Consider the following 15,315-nt stretch of genomic DNA (forward strand, 5'->3'; position numbering starts at 1 on the left):
ATGCGTATCGACACCCTGTCGTCGGGCGGCGACACCAAGACGCACCTGGTGCACACGAGCGCCGTCAACTGGGTGATCCTGCAGTCCCCGGACGGCGTCACCCTGATCGACGGCGGCTATCCCGGCCAGTCCGGGGCGCTGATCGAGTCGCTGCATCGGGTCGGCAGTTCACCGAAGGAGATCCGGGCCGCGTTGCTGACGCACGCGCACATCGATCATCTCGGCGGTATCGCGAAGCTGCGGGCCGGCCACGACTTCCCGGTCTACGCCGGCAAGGACGAGGTGCCGCACGCACACCGCGACTATCTGGAGCAGGCCGATGCCGCGGCGATCGCACCGATCGCGTGGCAGCCGCGCGTGCTGCGCTGGCTGGCCGAGATCGTGCCGCTCGGCGCGTTGAGCCGCACCGGTATTCCGGACACGAAGGCGCTGCCGTCGAAGGCGAAACTGGCCGCCCTTCCGGGCGCACCGGTGGCGATTCCGGTGCACGGTCACACCCGCGGTCACACCGCGTACCTGGTGGCCGGCGGCGAAGCGGTCGTCACCGGCGACGCACTGATCACCGGGCACATGATCACCGGCCATCACGGACCGCAGTGCCTGGGCCCGATCTTCACGCACGACACCGATGAGAACGCCCGGAACCTCGACAAGCTGTCGGCCACCGGCGCCACGATCGTGCTGCCGGGCCACGGCCCCCTCTGGGAGGGCCCCATCGCCGATGCGGTGGCACAGGCCCGCACAAATCTCCGAAACTGACAGCAACCCGGCAGGTGACCGGGGGTTGACCCCCAAGTACGGGTGCGAGTGTCGACGACATGAACACCCGTCACGGCTTCGCGCGAACCGCCGCCGCCCTGGCCACCGTCGCCGGTACGACGGCCATCGTCTCCGCACCCACCTACGCCGACCCGGTGCCCGTCGCATGACATGCGACGCCGGCGTCCGCCGCACAGCATGCGACCAGCGCCGCGATCGCGATCGCCCGCGGAACCACACTCCTGCACAGCAACCGTTTCGGTGACTACGGCTGCGAAGACTTCGTGGACGCCGCCTACGGGCGCACCACCAGTACCGGGATCCCGCACGCCTACGCCTTCTATGAGGACCTGGCGAGCCGCGGCCTCGGCCACAGCAGTCTGCCGGCGCCGGCGGGGGCGCTCGTCTTCTCCGAAGGAGAGGACGGCTATCACGTCGACATCTCCCGCGGCGACGGAACCTACCTCAGTGGCGGCGTCCAGCGATTCGCACCCGGCTGGGGCGACGGCACCGACAACCAGCTGCTGCCGTCGGCGAACCTCGGCGACTGGCAGCTGATCGGCTGGGCCTACGCCCCGTGGCCGGCGGTGCCGCTACCCGACGACTGACGAGGCGGTACCGAATCTCCGTAGACGAAGCCACGAGGGGAATCTTCCCTCGTGGCTTCGTCTGTGTCGGTGAGAGACCAGCGACGCGAGGTCAGCTGGGCGAACCGGCGGGGCGCCGGGAGCGGCCGGAGCCGCCGCGGCGCTGACCGCCGGCGCTGCGCTGTCCGCCGCCGTTCTCGGAACGACCGGCGTTACCGCGGGCCTGTCCACGGCCGCCCTGGCCACGACCGCTGCCTCCGCGGCCGCCCTGGGCACCGCCGTTGCCACGACCCCCCTGGCCGCCGCGACGGCGTCCGCCGCCCTGCTGCTGGGGGGCCGGAGCCGGGGCCGGCTCACGGTAGGGGGCGCGCTCGCCGACGAGGTCGTCGACGGCCGGCGACACGGCGGTCACCTGCTGCGGGGTGACCTTGATGGCCGCCTTCTGCAGCATCTTGCGCAGGTCACCGCGCTGCTCGGGCAGGCACACGGTGACGACGTCGCCGTTGCTGCCGGCACGCGCGGTACGGCCCGAACGGTGCAGGAACGCCTTGTGCTCGGCCGGCGGATCGACGTGGACCACCAGCTCGACGCCGTCGACGTGCACGCCGCGGGCGGCCACGTCGGTGGCGACCAGGACCTTCGCGCCGTCGTCGGCGGCGAACGACGCCAGGTTCCGGTCGCGCTGGTTCTGCGACAGGTTGCCGTGCAGGTCGACGGCCGGGATACCGGCGGCGGTCAGCTTCTTGGCGAGCTTCTTGGCCTGGTGCTTGGTGCGCATGAACAGGATGCGGCGGCCCTGGCCGGAGGCGAGGGTCTGCACGAGATCGTTCTTGTCACCGGCGGACCGGACCTCGAAGACGTGGTGGGTCATCTTCTCGACGGGGCTGGTGGCCTCCTCGAGCGAATGGGTGACCGGCTTGTCCAGGAAGCGCTTGACCAGCTTGTCGACGCCGTTGTCCAGGGTGGCGGAGAACAGCATGCGCTGGCCGTCGTTGGGGGTGGCGTTGAGGATGCGGGTGACGCCGGGCAGGAAGCCGAGGTCGGCCATGTGATCGGCCTCGTCGAGCACGGTGATGTCGACGTCGTCGAGGGAGACGATGCGCTGCTTCATCAGGTCTTCGAGGCGGCCCGGGCAGGCGACGACGATGTCGACGCCCTTGCGCAGGGCACGTTCCTGACCGGCCTGCTTGACGCCGCCGAAGACGGTGGTGACGGTCAGGCCCATGGCGGCGGCCATCGGCTCGAGGACGTTGGCGATCTGGGTGGCGAGCTCGCGGGTCGGCGCGAGCACCAGTCCGGTCGGCAGACCGGGACGGGTGGAGCCCTCGAGCTCGGCGAGCCGGGTCACCAGCGGGATCGAGAAGGCCAGGGTCTTGCCCGAGCCGGTCTTGCCCCGGCCCAGGACGTCGCGTCTGGCCAGAGAATCGGGAAGGGTGCGCTCCTGGATGGGGAACGGGGCCGCCTTACCGTCGGCGGCGAGCGCGGCGACGATGGGGGCGGGCACGCCGAGATCGGCGAAAGTGGTGGTCATGAATCAGCCTTTGCGGCAGGGATCCACAGACCGCCGCGACGTGCAGGTGCACGGGGTACGACCGGGCTGAGGATCGAGTGGCGAACACGCAGGTGTGCGTATCCGTTCGCCGTATGAATGATCGACAGCCTCGAAGGCCGGAGAGCGCTTCTACGACGCAGGCGCCTGCTGCATGAGCAGCGCCGATACGACCACCGTACGCGCCATGGACGCCGAACAGGGCATCAGGAGACGAGCGTCACCAGACGCCGCACCGCGTATTCGTAGCCGCTGATGCCGAATCCGGCGATCACACCGGCCGCGATCGGCGACACGTAGGAGTGGTGACGGAAGGGTTCGCGGGCCGCCACATTGCTGATGTGGACCTCGATGATCGGCACCTCCGGGATCACCAGTGCGTCGGCGACCGCCACCGAGGTGTGCGTCCATGCGGCCGGGTTGATGACGATGCCGCTGATCTTCCCGACACTGTCGTGCACGGCCTCGATCAGTTCGCCCTCGTGGTTGGTCTGCACGGCACGCACCCCGAAGCCGAGATCGGCGGCGGTGCGTTCGACGAGATCGACGATGTCATCGAGGCGGTCGGAGCCGTACACCTCCGGCTGACGGGTCCCGAGCATGTTCAGGTTCGGCCCGTTGAGAAGCAGGATGGGCAGGTGCTCGGAATCGCTCGCCATAACTGCTGAGCATAGCGGTCCCCGGGGCCGAACCGGCCCCGCTACGATTGCCCCTGTGCCATTGAAATCGGTTCGGGGGGCGCAGGTCGTCGCCATCGTCACGGGCGTGTTGGGCCTGTTCCTGGCGTTGATCGTTCCACTGCTTCCGGTGAAGCAGACCACGGCCGACGTCAGCTGGCCGCAGAACGGGACCGTCGGCTCGGTGAGCGCGCCGCTGATCTCGTACGCGCCGATCGAGCTCGACGCCCAGATCCCGTGCGCGGCGGCCGCCGACCTGCCGGCCGGTGCCACCGTCCTGTTCGCGACGACGTCGCCGTCGGCGCCGAAGGCTCCGGACCGCGGTCTGTTCGTCCGCGTGACCGGGCCGGCCGCCACCGATCCGTCGCAGCGCCAGCCCGACGTGTCGGGGCAGCGTTCGGTGGAGATCGTCAACCGGAACATCCCGATCGTCTCGGCACCGCTCGACGAGGTCACGTCGCCGGCCTGCCGGACCATCACCGTGCGCGCCGACGCCGAGCAGGTGACCGCCTCGTTCGACGGTCTCACCGGCGACGACGGCAAGAAGCTCACCGGCTCGACCCTCGACAACGCCGACATGGATCTGGGTGACCAGCGTCCGCAGGTGACCGGTGTCTTCACCCAGCTGACCGGACCGGAGTCGGCCCTGCCGGGTCTGCACGCGCATGTGGAGATCGACTCCCGGTACTCGACGTCGCCGACGGTCATCAAGTGGATCGCGATCGTGGTGGGCGTCCTGTGCACGCTGCTGTCGCTGGTCGCGCTGAACCGGCTCGACGCCACCGACGGCCGCGGCCATCGCCGGATCTTCCCAGCCAAGTGGTGGAAGCTGAATCCGCGCGACTACACGGTGATCGGCCTGCTGCTGGTCTGGCACATCATCGGGCCGAACACGTCCGACGACGGCTACCTGATGACCATGTCGCGGGTGGCGCAGCACAGCGACTACACCGCCAACTACTTCCGCTGGTTCGGGGCGCCCGAATCGCCGTTCGGCTGGTACTACCAGGTGTTCGGCTGGCTGAGCCACGTCTCGGTGGCGAGTCCGTGGATACGTCTGCCCGCCCTGTTCTGCGGTATCGCGAGCTGGCTGATCGTCAGCCACGAGGTGCTGCCACGCCTGGGCCGCGCCACGTCGGGACGTTTGACGCGGCCCGCCGAGTTCCTGTCCGGCACCGCTCCGGCCTGGACTGCGGCCGCCGTGTTCCTGCTGTGCTGGATCCCGTTCAACAACGGTCTGCGACCTGAACCGATCATCGCGCTCGGCGCCCTCCTCACGTGGTGTTCGGTGGAACGCGCCATCGCCACCGGGCGTCTGCTGCCCGCGGCCATCGCCTGCGTCTTCGGTGCGTTCAGCATCGCGGCGGGTCCGACGGGCCTGCTCGCGGTCGCCGCGCTGGTCGCCGGTGCCCGGCCCATGCTGCTGGCCCTCATCAAGCGCGCCAAGGAGGTGGCCCGCCAGACCGGTCGCTCGATCGGGCTGGCCTACCTGTCGCTGATCGCGCCGATCCTGGCCGCCGGCACCTTCGTGCTGTTCGTCGTCTTCAGCGAGCTGACACTGACCGCGTTCACCCAGAGCTCGGCGATGAAGTCGGCCGTCGGCCCGTCCATGCACTGGTACAACGAGATCGATCGGTACTCGTCGCTGTTCGCGTTCTCCGCGGACGGCGACATCGCCCGGCGCTTCGCGGTGCTGGCCATGTTCCTGTCGCTGATCGTGTCCGGCGCGGTGCTGCTGCGCAAGGGCCGGATCCCGGGCACCGCGCTCGGCCCCACGGCCCGCATCGTCGGCATCACCGGCGCTTCGCTGCTGTTCCTCATGTTCACGCCCACCAAGTGGACGCATCACTTCGGTGTGTTCGCCGGCCTGTCCGCGGGACTGGCCGCCATCGCCACCGTCGCGGCGAGCGCGGACGCCACGCATTCGCGCCGCAACCGCACCCTGTTCGGCGCCCTGGTCCTGTTCATCACGGCTCTCGCGTTCGCTGCGCCGAACTCCTACTACTACGCCTCCGCGTGGGGCATGCCGTGGGCGTACGAGCAGGTGAAGATCGGTCCGCTGATGGTCGGCAGCGTGCTGCTGGCCCTCACACTGATCCTGCTGGCGCTGGCCCTCTGGTTCCATTTCCGGGAGCCGTTCACCGGCACCGATCCGGCACTCGACGACCCCGAGCACGACGAACGGCGAGGCAGCCGGCTGCGCGGGATCGGCACCCGCCTGTCCCGCGCCCCGATGGCGACCGCCGCCTGGATCGTGGCCGTCTTCATCTTCGGCACGGCCGCATTCACGGGTATCGCGCAGTCCAGCTCGTATTCGGTGCCGCGCACCAACCTCGAGGCCCTCGCCGGCAAGCCGTGCAGCATGGCCGACAAGGTGTGGGTGGAGAAGGGTGACCCCACCGACTATCTGCTCAAGCCGGTCGACGGTTCGATCGCCGATCCCTTGTCCGGGCCGGCGACGCAGCCGGAGGGTTCTGACCGCGGCCCCACCACCGGGTTCACCCCGGACGGCGTCGACGACGACATGTCGTGGCGCGCCCCCGCCGGCACGCTCGGCGTGCTGGCCGGCGATGCCTTCACCGACCCCGATCTGCTGATCGCCAACAGCGGCGGCACCAGCGGCGGCACCAGCGCCACCGCCGGCGTCAACGGCAGCCACGCCGAGCTGCCGTTCGGCCTGGATCCGGCCCGCACCCCGGTGCTCGGCAGCTATTCGGCCGACCATCAGAGCCCGGCCGGCCTCACGTCGGCCTGGTACCGGCTGCCGGAGAACTGGCGCGCCCAGCCGCTGATCACCTTCTCGGCGGCCGGCAAGTTCGCCTCGGCCGAACTCCGTCTGGAGTATTCGGAGAGCCCGATCGGGGCCGGCGCGAAGGATGCCGACCTCAAGCCCGCCGGCTTCGAGCAGATGATCGATCCGGGACCCAACCCGTCGTGGCGCAACGTCCGCATCGACACCGCGGCCCTGCCGGCGAACGCCACCGCGGTGCGGATCGTCGCCGACGACCAGAACCTCGCCGAGGAGCACTTCATCGTCGTGACGCCGCCGCGCGTGCCGACCATGACCACGCTGGAGGAGACGGTCGGCAACTCCGATCCGACCCACATCGACTGGACGTCGGGTCTCGTGGTGCCGTGCCAGCGGCCGTTCGACTTCCACGCCGGCGTCGCCGAGACGCCGAAGTGGCGGATCCGTCCCGGCGCCGATCTGGCCGCCGCAGTCAGCACCTGGCAGAGCGCTCCGGGCGGCGGACCGCTCGGCTGGCTGGACGTCTCACAGCGCGCCGACACCGTCGCGACCTACCTGCAGGGCGACATCGGCCGCGACTGGGGAGCCCTCGAGCGGTACACGCCGTACGACCCGGCGACCCCGGCGCACATCGACCACGGCACCGTCACCCGCAGCGGGCTGTGGTCTCCGGCCCCGATCCGGCACTGAAACGGATCGGCACCGGTGTGCCGACCACTTGGCCCGTCCTCAGCAAGTTGGACTAACCTGAATCATCGTGCCTGTGCCGACGACTGCCACCGACGATCCCGAGCTGAACAACGGCCCGGAGTCGGCTGACCGCTCGGCACCGGTGTCGGCGTCCACCGCCCGCCTGCTGGCACTGCTCGGCGGCCTCGTCGCGATCGTCGCGGCCCTCGTGACGCCACTGCTTCCGGTGCACCAGACCACGGCGACCATCACCTGGCCGCAGGGCCAGGAGCTGGGTGCCGACGATCCGTCGATCACCGCACCGCTGATCGCCCGCACCCCCGAGAAGCTCGACATCACCCTGCCGTGCCGGCCGCTCGCCGAGCTCGCCGACAAGGACCAGGTGATCCTGGCGACGGTGCCGAACGGGTCGCCCAAGCAGACCACGAACGCCCTGGTCGTCAGTTCCCGCAACGGGCGGGTGACCGTGTCGTTCCGTACCTCGGTCGCGGCATCCGCCACCAGCGACGACCTCACCTCCGGACGGTGCCAGGAGTTGCACATCTTCTCTTCGGCGGCCGGTCCGGGCGCACGCTTCGTCGGTCTCGGTGACGCCACGGTGCTCGATCCGGTGAAGCGGCCCCAGATCGACGGCATCTTCACCTCGTTGTCCACCGATCAGCTGAAGGCGGCGTTCGGCGGCGACCTCCGGGCGTCGATCACCGTCGACAACCGGTACGAGACCAGCGCCACGCTCCTGAAGATCCTGGTGATGATCCTTGCGGTGGCCGCCACCGTGGTCGCCCTGTTCGGTCTGTACTGCCTGGACCGGTGCCGCGGCTACCGCGGTCCCCCGCAGCTGCGGATCGCCGACCGCCTGCGCGCCTTCCGTCCCCGCGTCTCCGATCTGGTCGTCACCGCGATCCTGATCGTCTGGCTGTTCCTGGGCGCCGGTGGCCCCGACGACGGCTACATCCTCAACATGGGCCGGGTCGCCCGCGACGCCGGCTATCTGCCGAACTACTACCGCTACTACGGCATCGCCGAGGCCCCCTTCGACTGGTACTACAGCTTCCTGTCGTCCTGGTCGTCGATCTCCACCTCGCTGGTGTGGCTGCATCTGCCGTCGCTGATCGCCGGCCTGGTGTCGTGGTTCCTGCTCTCCCGCGTGGTGCTGCCGCGCCTCGGGGACGCCCTGGTCGCCAACCGCTGGGCGGTCGGCGCGGCCGCCGCGGTGTTCCTGGCGTTCTGGATGCCGTTCTGTTCGGGCCTGCGGACCGAAGGCATCATCGTTCTCGGCTCGCTGCTCACCTGGTGGGCGGCGGAGAAGGCGGTCACCAGCAGGCAGCTGCTGCCGGCCGCCCTCGCCGCACTGGCCGGCGCCATGACCCTGACCCTCGCCCCGCAGGGCGTGATCGGTGTGGCCATCCTGATCGTGTGCGGCCGCCCGCTGGTCCGGATCCTGGGCGAGCGCCGGCGCGACGACGGTCTGCTGCCGCTGCTGGCGCCCATCGTGGCCGCCGGCCTGGTGGTCCTGGTCCTGGTGTTCCGCGACCAGACCCTCGCCACCGTCGCCGAGGCGGTCAAGATCCGCTACTCGGTGGGTCCGGCCATCCCCTGGTACCAGGAGTTCATGCGGTACTACTTCCTGGTCGACGGTGTGCCGGACGGTTCCATCGCCCGCCGCATCCCGGTGTTCCTGATGTTCGCGGCAGCCATCGTCACCGCGGCGGTGCTGCTGCGCCGCGGCACGATCGACGGCGTCTCGTCGGGCCCTGCCTGGCGTCTCGTCGGCGCCTTCGGCGTCAGCCTGATCCTGCTGTTCGCCGAGCCGGAGAAGTGGACCATCCAGTTCGGTGTCTTCGCCGGATTCGGTGCCGCCCTGGCCGCCCTGGCGACGCTCGCCGTCGCACAGAGTGCGGCCCGCTCCACCCGCAACCTGACGGTGTTCGTCACCGCGCTGCTGTTCGCCCTCGCCATGGCGACCGCCGGCTACAACGCCTGGCCGTACCTGTACCGCTTCGACATCCCCTGGTTCGACCGGGCGCCGTCGCTGGCCGGAGTCCAGGTGGCCAGCGTGCTGCTGTTCCTGGCGATGGTGTTCGCGGCGCTCGCCCTGTGGCAGACGCTGCGCCTGGACTACGTCGAGAACAAGGGCATGAGCCACCACGCGGCCGGGGCCGAGGACACCGCGGACCGCCGTCGGCGTGCCCTCTCGCACGCCCCGATCGCGGTGATCGCGGTGCTGATGGTCGTGGCCACCCTGGGCTTCTTCACCAAGGCCGCGGTGGGCCGCGCCCCGGCCGCGAGCGCCGCCTCCCTGAACGCGAAGTCGCTGACCGGGTCGTGCTTACTGGCCGACCAGGTGCTCGCCGAGCCCGACCCGAACGCCGGCCTGCTGACCCCCGCCGACGGCCGCTCGCAGTCCGAGGCGCTCGCCGGGACCGGCGGCGTCGGATTCAGCCCGGACGGCGTGCCGGGATCGCTGGTCGGCGCGAAGGTGACGTCCCGACCCGGCCAGATGCATGTGGGCGCCAAGTCGTGGACCAACTTCTCGACCGACGGCATCGCCGGCGCGGGTACCGGTGGCGGCACCGGCCCGGTCACCGTGAACGGTTCGCACGCCGCCCTCCCGTACGGCCTGAAGCCGTCCACCACCCCGGTGCTGGGCAGCTTCGCCTTCCCGGGCAACGCGCACCTGCAGACCGACTGGTACCGCCTTCCGGACCGGGCGACCTCGCCGCTGCTGGTGGTCTCCACCGCCGGCGCCGTCGAATCCCGCGACGCACAGGGCGCCGAGGTCATCGGACAGAAGATCGTCGCCCAGTTCGGCCGTCAGGGCGCGAACGGCTTCGAGAAGATCGGCGGCGACGTCACCCCGATCGACCCGGGCCCGCTGGTCGCCAACGGCCCGTGGCGCAACCTGCGCTTCCCGATGTCCGCGGCCCCGCAGGGCGCCACCGCCATGCGGCTGGTGCTCGACGACACCAACCTCGGTGCCGCCCAGTTCCTGGCGATCACGCCGCCGCGCGCCCCCAGGCTGGTGACCCTGCAGGAGCTGGTGGGCTCGTCCGATCCGACGCTGATCGACTTCCCGGTCGCCGCGTTCTTCCCCTGCCAGCGGCCGATGAGCATCCGCAACGGGGTCGCGGAACTGCCGCGGTGGCGGATCCTGCCCGACTACACGACGCTGAACCTCCAGGCCAAGAACTGGCAGGCGTCCAGCAGCGGCGGTCTGCTGTCGTTCTACGAGTCCGGCACCAAGGCCGTCACCGTGCCCACCTATCTGCGGGACGACTGGCATCAGGACTGGGGTTCGCTGGAGAAGCTGACGCCGATCGCCGCCGACGCGGGGCCCGCCCGCGTCGCGACCGGTGAGGCCACCGAGTGGGGCTGGTCGCGCACCGGCACGATCCGTCTGGAGAACAAGTGACTGATCGTAATTTCCTGACCCGCGACGGTTACCGGGTCACCAAGATCATCGCGGTCGTCGCCGGCCTGCTGGGTGCCCTGCTGGCCGTCGCGACGCCGCTGCTGCCGGTGCAGCAGCGCTCCGCGGCACTCGACTGGCCGCAGAACGGTGCCGTCTCGAACGTGACCGCGCCGATGGTGGCGTTCGTGCCCACCGCGTTGACCGTGTCGGTGCCGTGTTCGGCCGCCGACGCGCTTCCGGCGACGGGCGGCAACGTGCTGTCGACGCTCCCGGTCAACGGCAAGCAGGCCGCGGCCCGCGGCATGTTCGTGCAGGCGACGGCCACCGACCTGACCGTCACAGTCCGCAACGTGGTGCTGCTGAGCGTGCCCCGTCAGGCGGCGCAGTCGAATCCGGACTGCGCGATCACGGTGACCGGCGGCAAGACCGGACTGCAGGCGACCGTCGCCGGTATGGACGGCGACGGCACCCGCTACTCGACCGACGACACCGACATGCGTCCGCAGATCGTCGGCGTCTTCTCCGATCTGCCCGCCACCGCCCCGGTCGCCGGCCTCACGTTCCACGCCGACATCGACACGCGATTCGTGAACTCCCCGACACCGCTCAAGCGCGCCGCCATCTGGATCGGCATCCTGATGACGCTGGCGTCGCTGGTGGCGCTCGCCATCCTGGACAGCCGGGACGGACTCGGGCACAAGCGGTTCCTGCCGCGCGGCTGGTTCACCATCCGCGCCCCGGACGTGGTGGTCTTCGGTGTGCTGGCCGCCTGGTGGCTGATCGGCGGCAACACCTCCGACGACGGCTACAACATCACCGTCGCCCGCATCACCGGCGGCGCCGGATACGCCGACAACTACTTCCGCTACTTCGGGGTCCCGCAGGATCCGTTCGGCTGGCCGTACCAGGTGCTGTCGGCGATGACCGGTGTCAGCACCGCCACCCCGTGGCTGCGTCTGCCGGCGTTCCTGCTGGGCCTTCTCGGCTGGTGGCTGCTGTCCCGCGAGGTCATCCCCCGCCTGGGTCCGGCCGTCAAGAACAGCAAGGCCGCCGTCTGGTCGGGCGCCCTGGCGTTCCTGGCCATCTGGCTGCCCTACAACAACGGCATCCGCTTCGAGCCAGTCGAGGCGATCGGCGCCCTGCTCACCTGGTGTGCGGTCGAGCGCGCCATCGCCACCCGCAGGCTGCTGCCGTACGCGGTGGCGACCATCTGCGCCGCGTTCACGTTCGCGGTGGCCCCCGGCGGCCTGATGGCGGTGGCGGCGCTGCTGGCCGGCCTGCGACCGGTGGTCCGCGGCATCGTGTCGCGCCGCTCGCGCGACGGCCTGCTGCCGATGCTGGCCCCGATCGCCGCCGCCGGCACCTCGGTGCTGTTCATGATCTTCTACGACCAGCCGCTGCGGCCGCTGGTCGAAGGCAGCCTGGTGTCCAGCGCCGTCGGCCCCACCCAGGAGTGGTGGCAGGAGCCGATGCGCTACTACTTCCTGATGATGAACACCGGCGACGGGACGTTCTCGCGCCGCTTCGGCATCCTCATCATGCTGATGTGTCTGGTGGTCGCGATCTTCCGGCTGCTGTCCAAGCGGCATCCGGCGGGTGTGGCCCGGGCCCCGATCTGGCGCCTGATCGCGGTCATGCTCGGCACGATGTTCTTCATCGCCTTCACCCCCACCAAGTGGACGCACCACTTCGGCATCTACGCCGGTATCGGTGCCGCCGTGGTGGCGGCGACCGCCGCGATGATGTCGCCGGCCCTGATGCGCTCGCGCAGCAACCGCGCGTTCTTCGCCGCACTCGTGCTGCTGATGTTCGCGGCGGCGGCCTCGGGCACCAACATGTGGTGGTACGTGGGCAGCTACGGCGTGCCGTGGTGGGACGCCCCGATCGCGATCCACGGCATCCAGCTGGCCTGGGTGGCCCTGGCCGCGTCGGTGCTCACCGCCGCCTACGGTCTGTGGTGCTTCCTGCGCACCGGCTCGAACGACGGCGACTCGAACGACGGCGATCCGGCCACCGGGTACACCCGGACCGGTCTGGCGCGCTTCACGTTCTCCCCGCTGCCGGTCCTCTCGGGTCTGGTCGTCGCGTTCATGCTGTTCTCGTTCGTGTTCGGCGCCTACAAGCAGCGGGACAGCTGGTCGTGGGCCAAGTCGAACCTGCGCGCCCTCAGCGGCAACACGTGTGCGCTGGCCAACGACGTCCTGGTCGAGACCGACCCGGCTAAGTCCATGCTGTCCCCGGCCGCGGTCGACGGTAAACCCGCCCCGGCACCGATGGACGCGATCGCCGAGCAGAACGACGGATTCGTCCGCGACGGCGTCCCGTCGGACGTCCTGCTGGACCCGGTGGAGCGCAAGACCAGCAACGAGACCGATGAGGACACCGTCCAGACCTCCCTGCCGACCGGCGATCAGGAGGACACCTCGGACGAGGACGGCGAGACGACGACCGTCGCCACCAACAGTGTCCGGCTGCCGTACGGCCTGAACCCGGCCACCACCCCGATGCTGGGAAGCTACGGCGTGACCGGCAACTCGTCGGTCACCACCGGCTGGTACGACCTGGGCTTCCAGGCCGGGCAGGCCCCGGCCAATGCGCCGCTGCTGACGGTGGCCGCGGCCGGTTCCATCGCGGTGCGGGACCGCAACCTGCTGGTGACCGACGGTCGCAAGCTGGTGGCCGAGTTCGCTCGCCGGGACGGCGACACCATCGTGCCGGTGGGCACGATGATCGGCATCGACCCGATGGACTCGGCACCGGGTGAGTGGCGTTCGCTGCGCTTCCCGCTCGACGAGGCCCCGCCCCGTGCCTCCCTGGTGCGTCTGGTGGCCGTCGACGACGCCGCCGCGTCCCAGGAGTGGGTGGCGTTCACCCCGCCGCGCGTGCCGCACCTGAAGACGCTGGAGGACGTGGTCGGCAAGACCGACCCGGTGTTCATCGACTGGCTGCCCGGCCTGGTGTTCCCGTGTCAGCGTCCGATGGCCGTCCACAACGGCGTGCTGGAGCTGCCGGACTGGCGGATCACCCCGGACGCCGAGGCGACCCGCGTGAACAGCCAGACGTGGCAGGACGGCGTGAACGGCGGCCCGCTGGGCATCACCGACGCCCTGCTGTCGAGCACCCTGGTGCCGTCGTATCTGCGGAACAACTGGAACCGCGACTGGGGCTCGCTGGAGCGGTACACGCCGTTGGTGCCGTCGGCGAAGCCGGCCGAACTCGAGCTGGGCACCCGCACGGTGAACGGTCTGACGTCGCTGGCGCCGATGCGCTCGGCCGGCTACTGACCCGGACCCGCTGACACGCCCAGCCCACCGCCGTGGGCTGGGCGCGGGAAGCCTAGATCGGCATCAGGTAATGCTTGCGCGGTGCGCGCACCATTTCCTTGTCGCGGAGCTGGGCGAGCGCCTTGCGGATGGCCAGGCGCGTCTCGGACGGCTCGATGACGGCGTCGATGTAGCCCTTCTCGGCCGCCAGGTACGGATTCGCCATCATCACGTTGTAGAAGTCGATGAAGTCGCGGCGCACCTTGTCGGCGTCGTGGGCCGACAGACCCTCGGTCTGACGACGGGTCAGCAGGACCGACGCCGACTCGGCGCCCATCACGGCGATCTTGGCGGTCGGCCACGCGAAGTTGAGATCCGCACCCAGCTGCTTGCAGCCCATCACCGCATACGCGCCGCCGTACGCCTTGCGCAGGACGACGGTGATCTTCGGGACGTCGGCCTCCACGTACGCGTACAGGAACTTGCCTGAACGGCGGATGGTGCCCTTCTGCTCCTCGACGAGGCCCGGCAGGATGCCGGGGGTGTCGACCAGGAAGATCAGCGGGATGTTGTAGGCATTGCACAACCGCACGAAGCGGGTGGCCTTCTCGGAGGCGTCGGTGTCGATGGTGCCCGCCATGACCGCCGGCTGGTTGGCGACCACGCCCACGCTGTGACCGTCGACGCGGGTGAAGCCGGTCAGGATGTTCGGGGCGAACAGTTCGCCGATCTCGTGGAAGTCGCCGTCGTCGAACAGATGCATGATCAGGTCACGCATGTCGTAGCCGGCGTTGTCGCTGTCCGGCATGAACTCGTTGAGAGCGAGATCGGCCTCGGTGGTCTCCGGTTCGACGCCCGGATTGATCACCGGCGGCTTCTCGCACCAGCTCGACGGCATGTACTGCAGGTATTCGCGCACCCAGTCGAAGGCCGCCTGCTCGTCCGGTGCGACGTGGTGGATGTTGCCCCAGCGTGCCTGATTGTGGGCGCTGCCCAGGTCTTCGGCGGAGATGTCCTCACCGTTGACGGCCTTCAGGATGTCGGGGCCGGTGACGAACATGTAGCTCTTGTCCTCGACGCCGACCAGGATGTCGGTGTTCGCGGGGGTGTAGACCGCACCGCCGGCACATTTGCCGAGGATGATCGACACCTGCGGTGAGAGACCGGACAGCAGGTCGTTGCGGCGGCCCATCTCGGCGTACCAGGCCAGCGAGGTGACCGCGTCCTGGATGCGGGCACCGGCCGAATCGTTGATGCCGACCATCGGACAGCCGAGCTTGCCGGCCCACTCCATCAGGTTCGACACCTTGCGGCCGAACATCTCGCCGACGCTGCCGCCCATGACGGTCTGGTCGTGGCTGAACGCGGCGACCGGACGGCCGTGCACCAGTCCGTGACCGGTGACCACGCCGTCGCCGTAGCCGGTGTCGCCGGCGCCGGGCGCCCGGACGAGCGCGCCGACCTCGACGAAGGTTCCCGGATCGAAGAGCATCTCCAGCCGCTCACGGGGCGAGCGAATGCCCTTCTTCGCGCGCTTCTCGATGGCCTTCTCGCCGCCGGGCTCTTTGGCGAGCTCCAGCTTCGCGTGCAGATCGTCGAGCTTCTCCGCGGTGGTACGCGCCATGACCG

General features: G+C 69.9%; 8 protein-coding genes. 5 read left to right on the forward strand and 3 right to left on the reverse strand.

The features are described from left to right. Both QM774_RS10695 and QM774_RS10700 read left to right on the forward strand, forming a co-directional pair. Positions 1–759: an MBL fold metallo-hydrolase gene (locus QM774_RS10695; protein WP_414975850.1), complete on the forward strand. Its 759-nt coding sequence runs from the start codon at positions 1–3 to the stop codon at positions 757–759. A gap of 284 nt (positions 760–1,043) precedes the next feature. Beyond that, positions 1,044–1,367: a hypothetical protein gene (locus QM774_RS10700; protein WP_414975851.1), complete on the forward strand. Its 324-nt coding sequence runs from the start codon at positions 1,044–1,046 to the stop codon at positions 1,365–1,367. A gap of 91 nt (positions 1,368–1,458) precedes the next feature. On the opposite strand, the gene QM774_RS10705 is transcribed toward QM774_RS10700, so the two are convergent. Beyond that, positions 1,459–2,877 carry a DEAD/DEAH box helicase gene (locus QM774_RS10705; protein WP_414975852.1) on the reverse strand — a complete coding sequence of 473 codons (1,419 nt, stop codon included), beginning with the start codon at positions 2,875–2,877 and terminating at the stop codon, positions 1,459–1,461. A gap of 224 nt (positions 2,878–3,101) precedes the next feature. Next, the gene (gene aroQ, locus QM774_RS10710) at positions 3,102–3,554 is read right to left on the reverse strand and encodes a type II 3-dehydroquinate dehydratase (RefSeq protein WP_414975853.1); all 453 of its coding nucleotides are present in this window, start codon (positions 3,552–3,554) and stop codon (positions 3,102–3,104) included. Between the two features lie 55 nt (positions 3,555–3,609). Between aroQ and QM774_RS10715 the strand changes: the two genes are divergently transcribed. From QM774_RS10715 to QM774_RS10725, 3 genes are all read left to right on the forward strand, one after another. After that, positions 3,610–7,011: an arabinosyltransferase domain-containing protein gene (locus QM774_RS10715; RefSeq protein ID WP_414975854.1), complete on the forward strand. Its 3,402-nt coding sequence runs from the start codon at positions 3,610–3,612 to the stop codon at positions 7,009–7,011. 73 nt (positions 7,012–7,084) lie between these two features. After that, positions 7,085–10,423, forward strand: a complete 3,339-nt coding sequence (locus QM774_RS10720) for an arabinosyltransferase domain-containing protein (RefSeq protein WP_414975855.1) — start codon at positions 7,085–7,087, stop codon at positions 10,421–10,423. Beyond that, positions 10,420–13,707: an arabinosyltransferase domain-containing protein gene (locus QM774_RS10725; RefSeq protein ID WP_414975856.1), complete on the forward strand. Its 3,288-nt coding sequence runs from the start codon at positions 10,420–10,422 to the stop codon at positions 13,705–13,707. Before QM774_RS10720 ends, QM774_RS10725 begins: the two co-directional genes overlap by 4 nt. Before the next feature lie 52 nt (positions 13,708–13,759). Here QM774_RS10725 and QM774_RS10730 read toward each other — a convergent pair whose 3' ends face one another. Continuing rightward, positions 13,760–15,310: an acyl-CoA carboxylase subunit beta gene (locus QM774_RS10730; RefSeq protein WP_414975857.1), complete on the reverse strand. Its 1,551-nt coding sequence runs from the start codon at positions 15,308–15,310 to the stop codon at positions 13,760–13,762. Positions 15,311–15,315 lie beyond the last annotated feature (5 nt).

This window comes from Gordonia sp. (in: high G+C Gram-positive bacteria), assembly GCF_047600565.1.
Classification (GTDB): Bacteria; Actinomycetota; Actinomycetes; order Mycobacteriales; family Mycobacteriaceae; genus Gordonia.

Coding starts and splice junctions, on each gene's coding strand:
- QM774_RS10695 (WP_414975850.1), top strand. CDS start 1: ATGCGTATCGACACCCTGTCGTCGGGCGGCGACACCAAGACGCACCTG.
- QM774_RS10705 (WP_414975852.1), bottom strand. CDS start 2,877: ATGACCACCACTTTCGCCGATCTCGGCGTGCCCGCCCCCATCGTCGCC.
- aroQ (WP_414975853.1), bottom strand. CDS start 3,554: ATGGCGAGCGATTCCGAGCACCTGCCCATCCTGCTTCTCAACGGGCCG.
- QM774_RS10730 (WP_414975857.1), bottom strand. CDS start 15,310: ATGGCGCGTACCACCGCGGAGAAGCTCGACGATCTGCACGCGAAGCTG.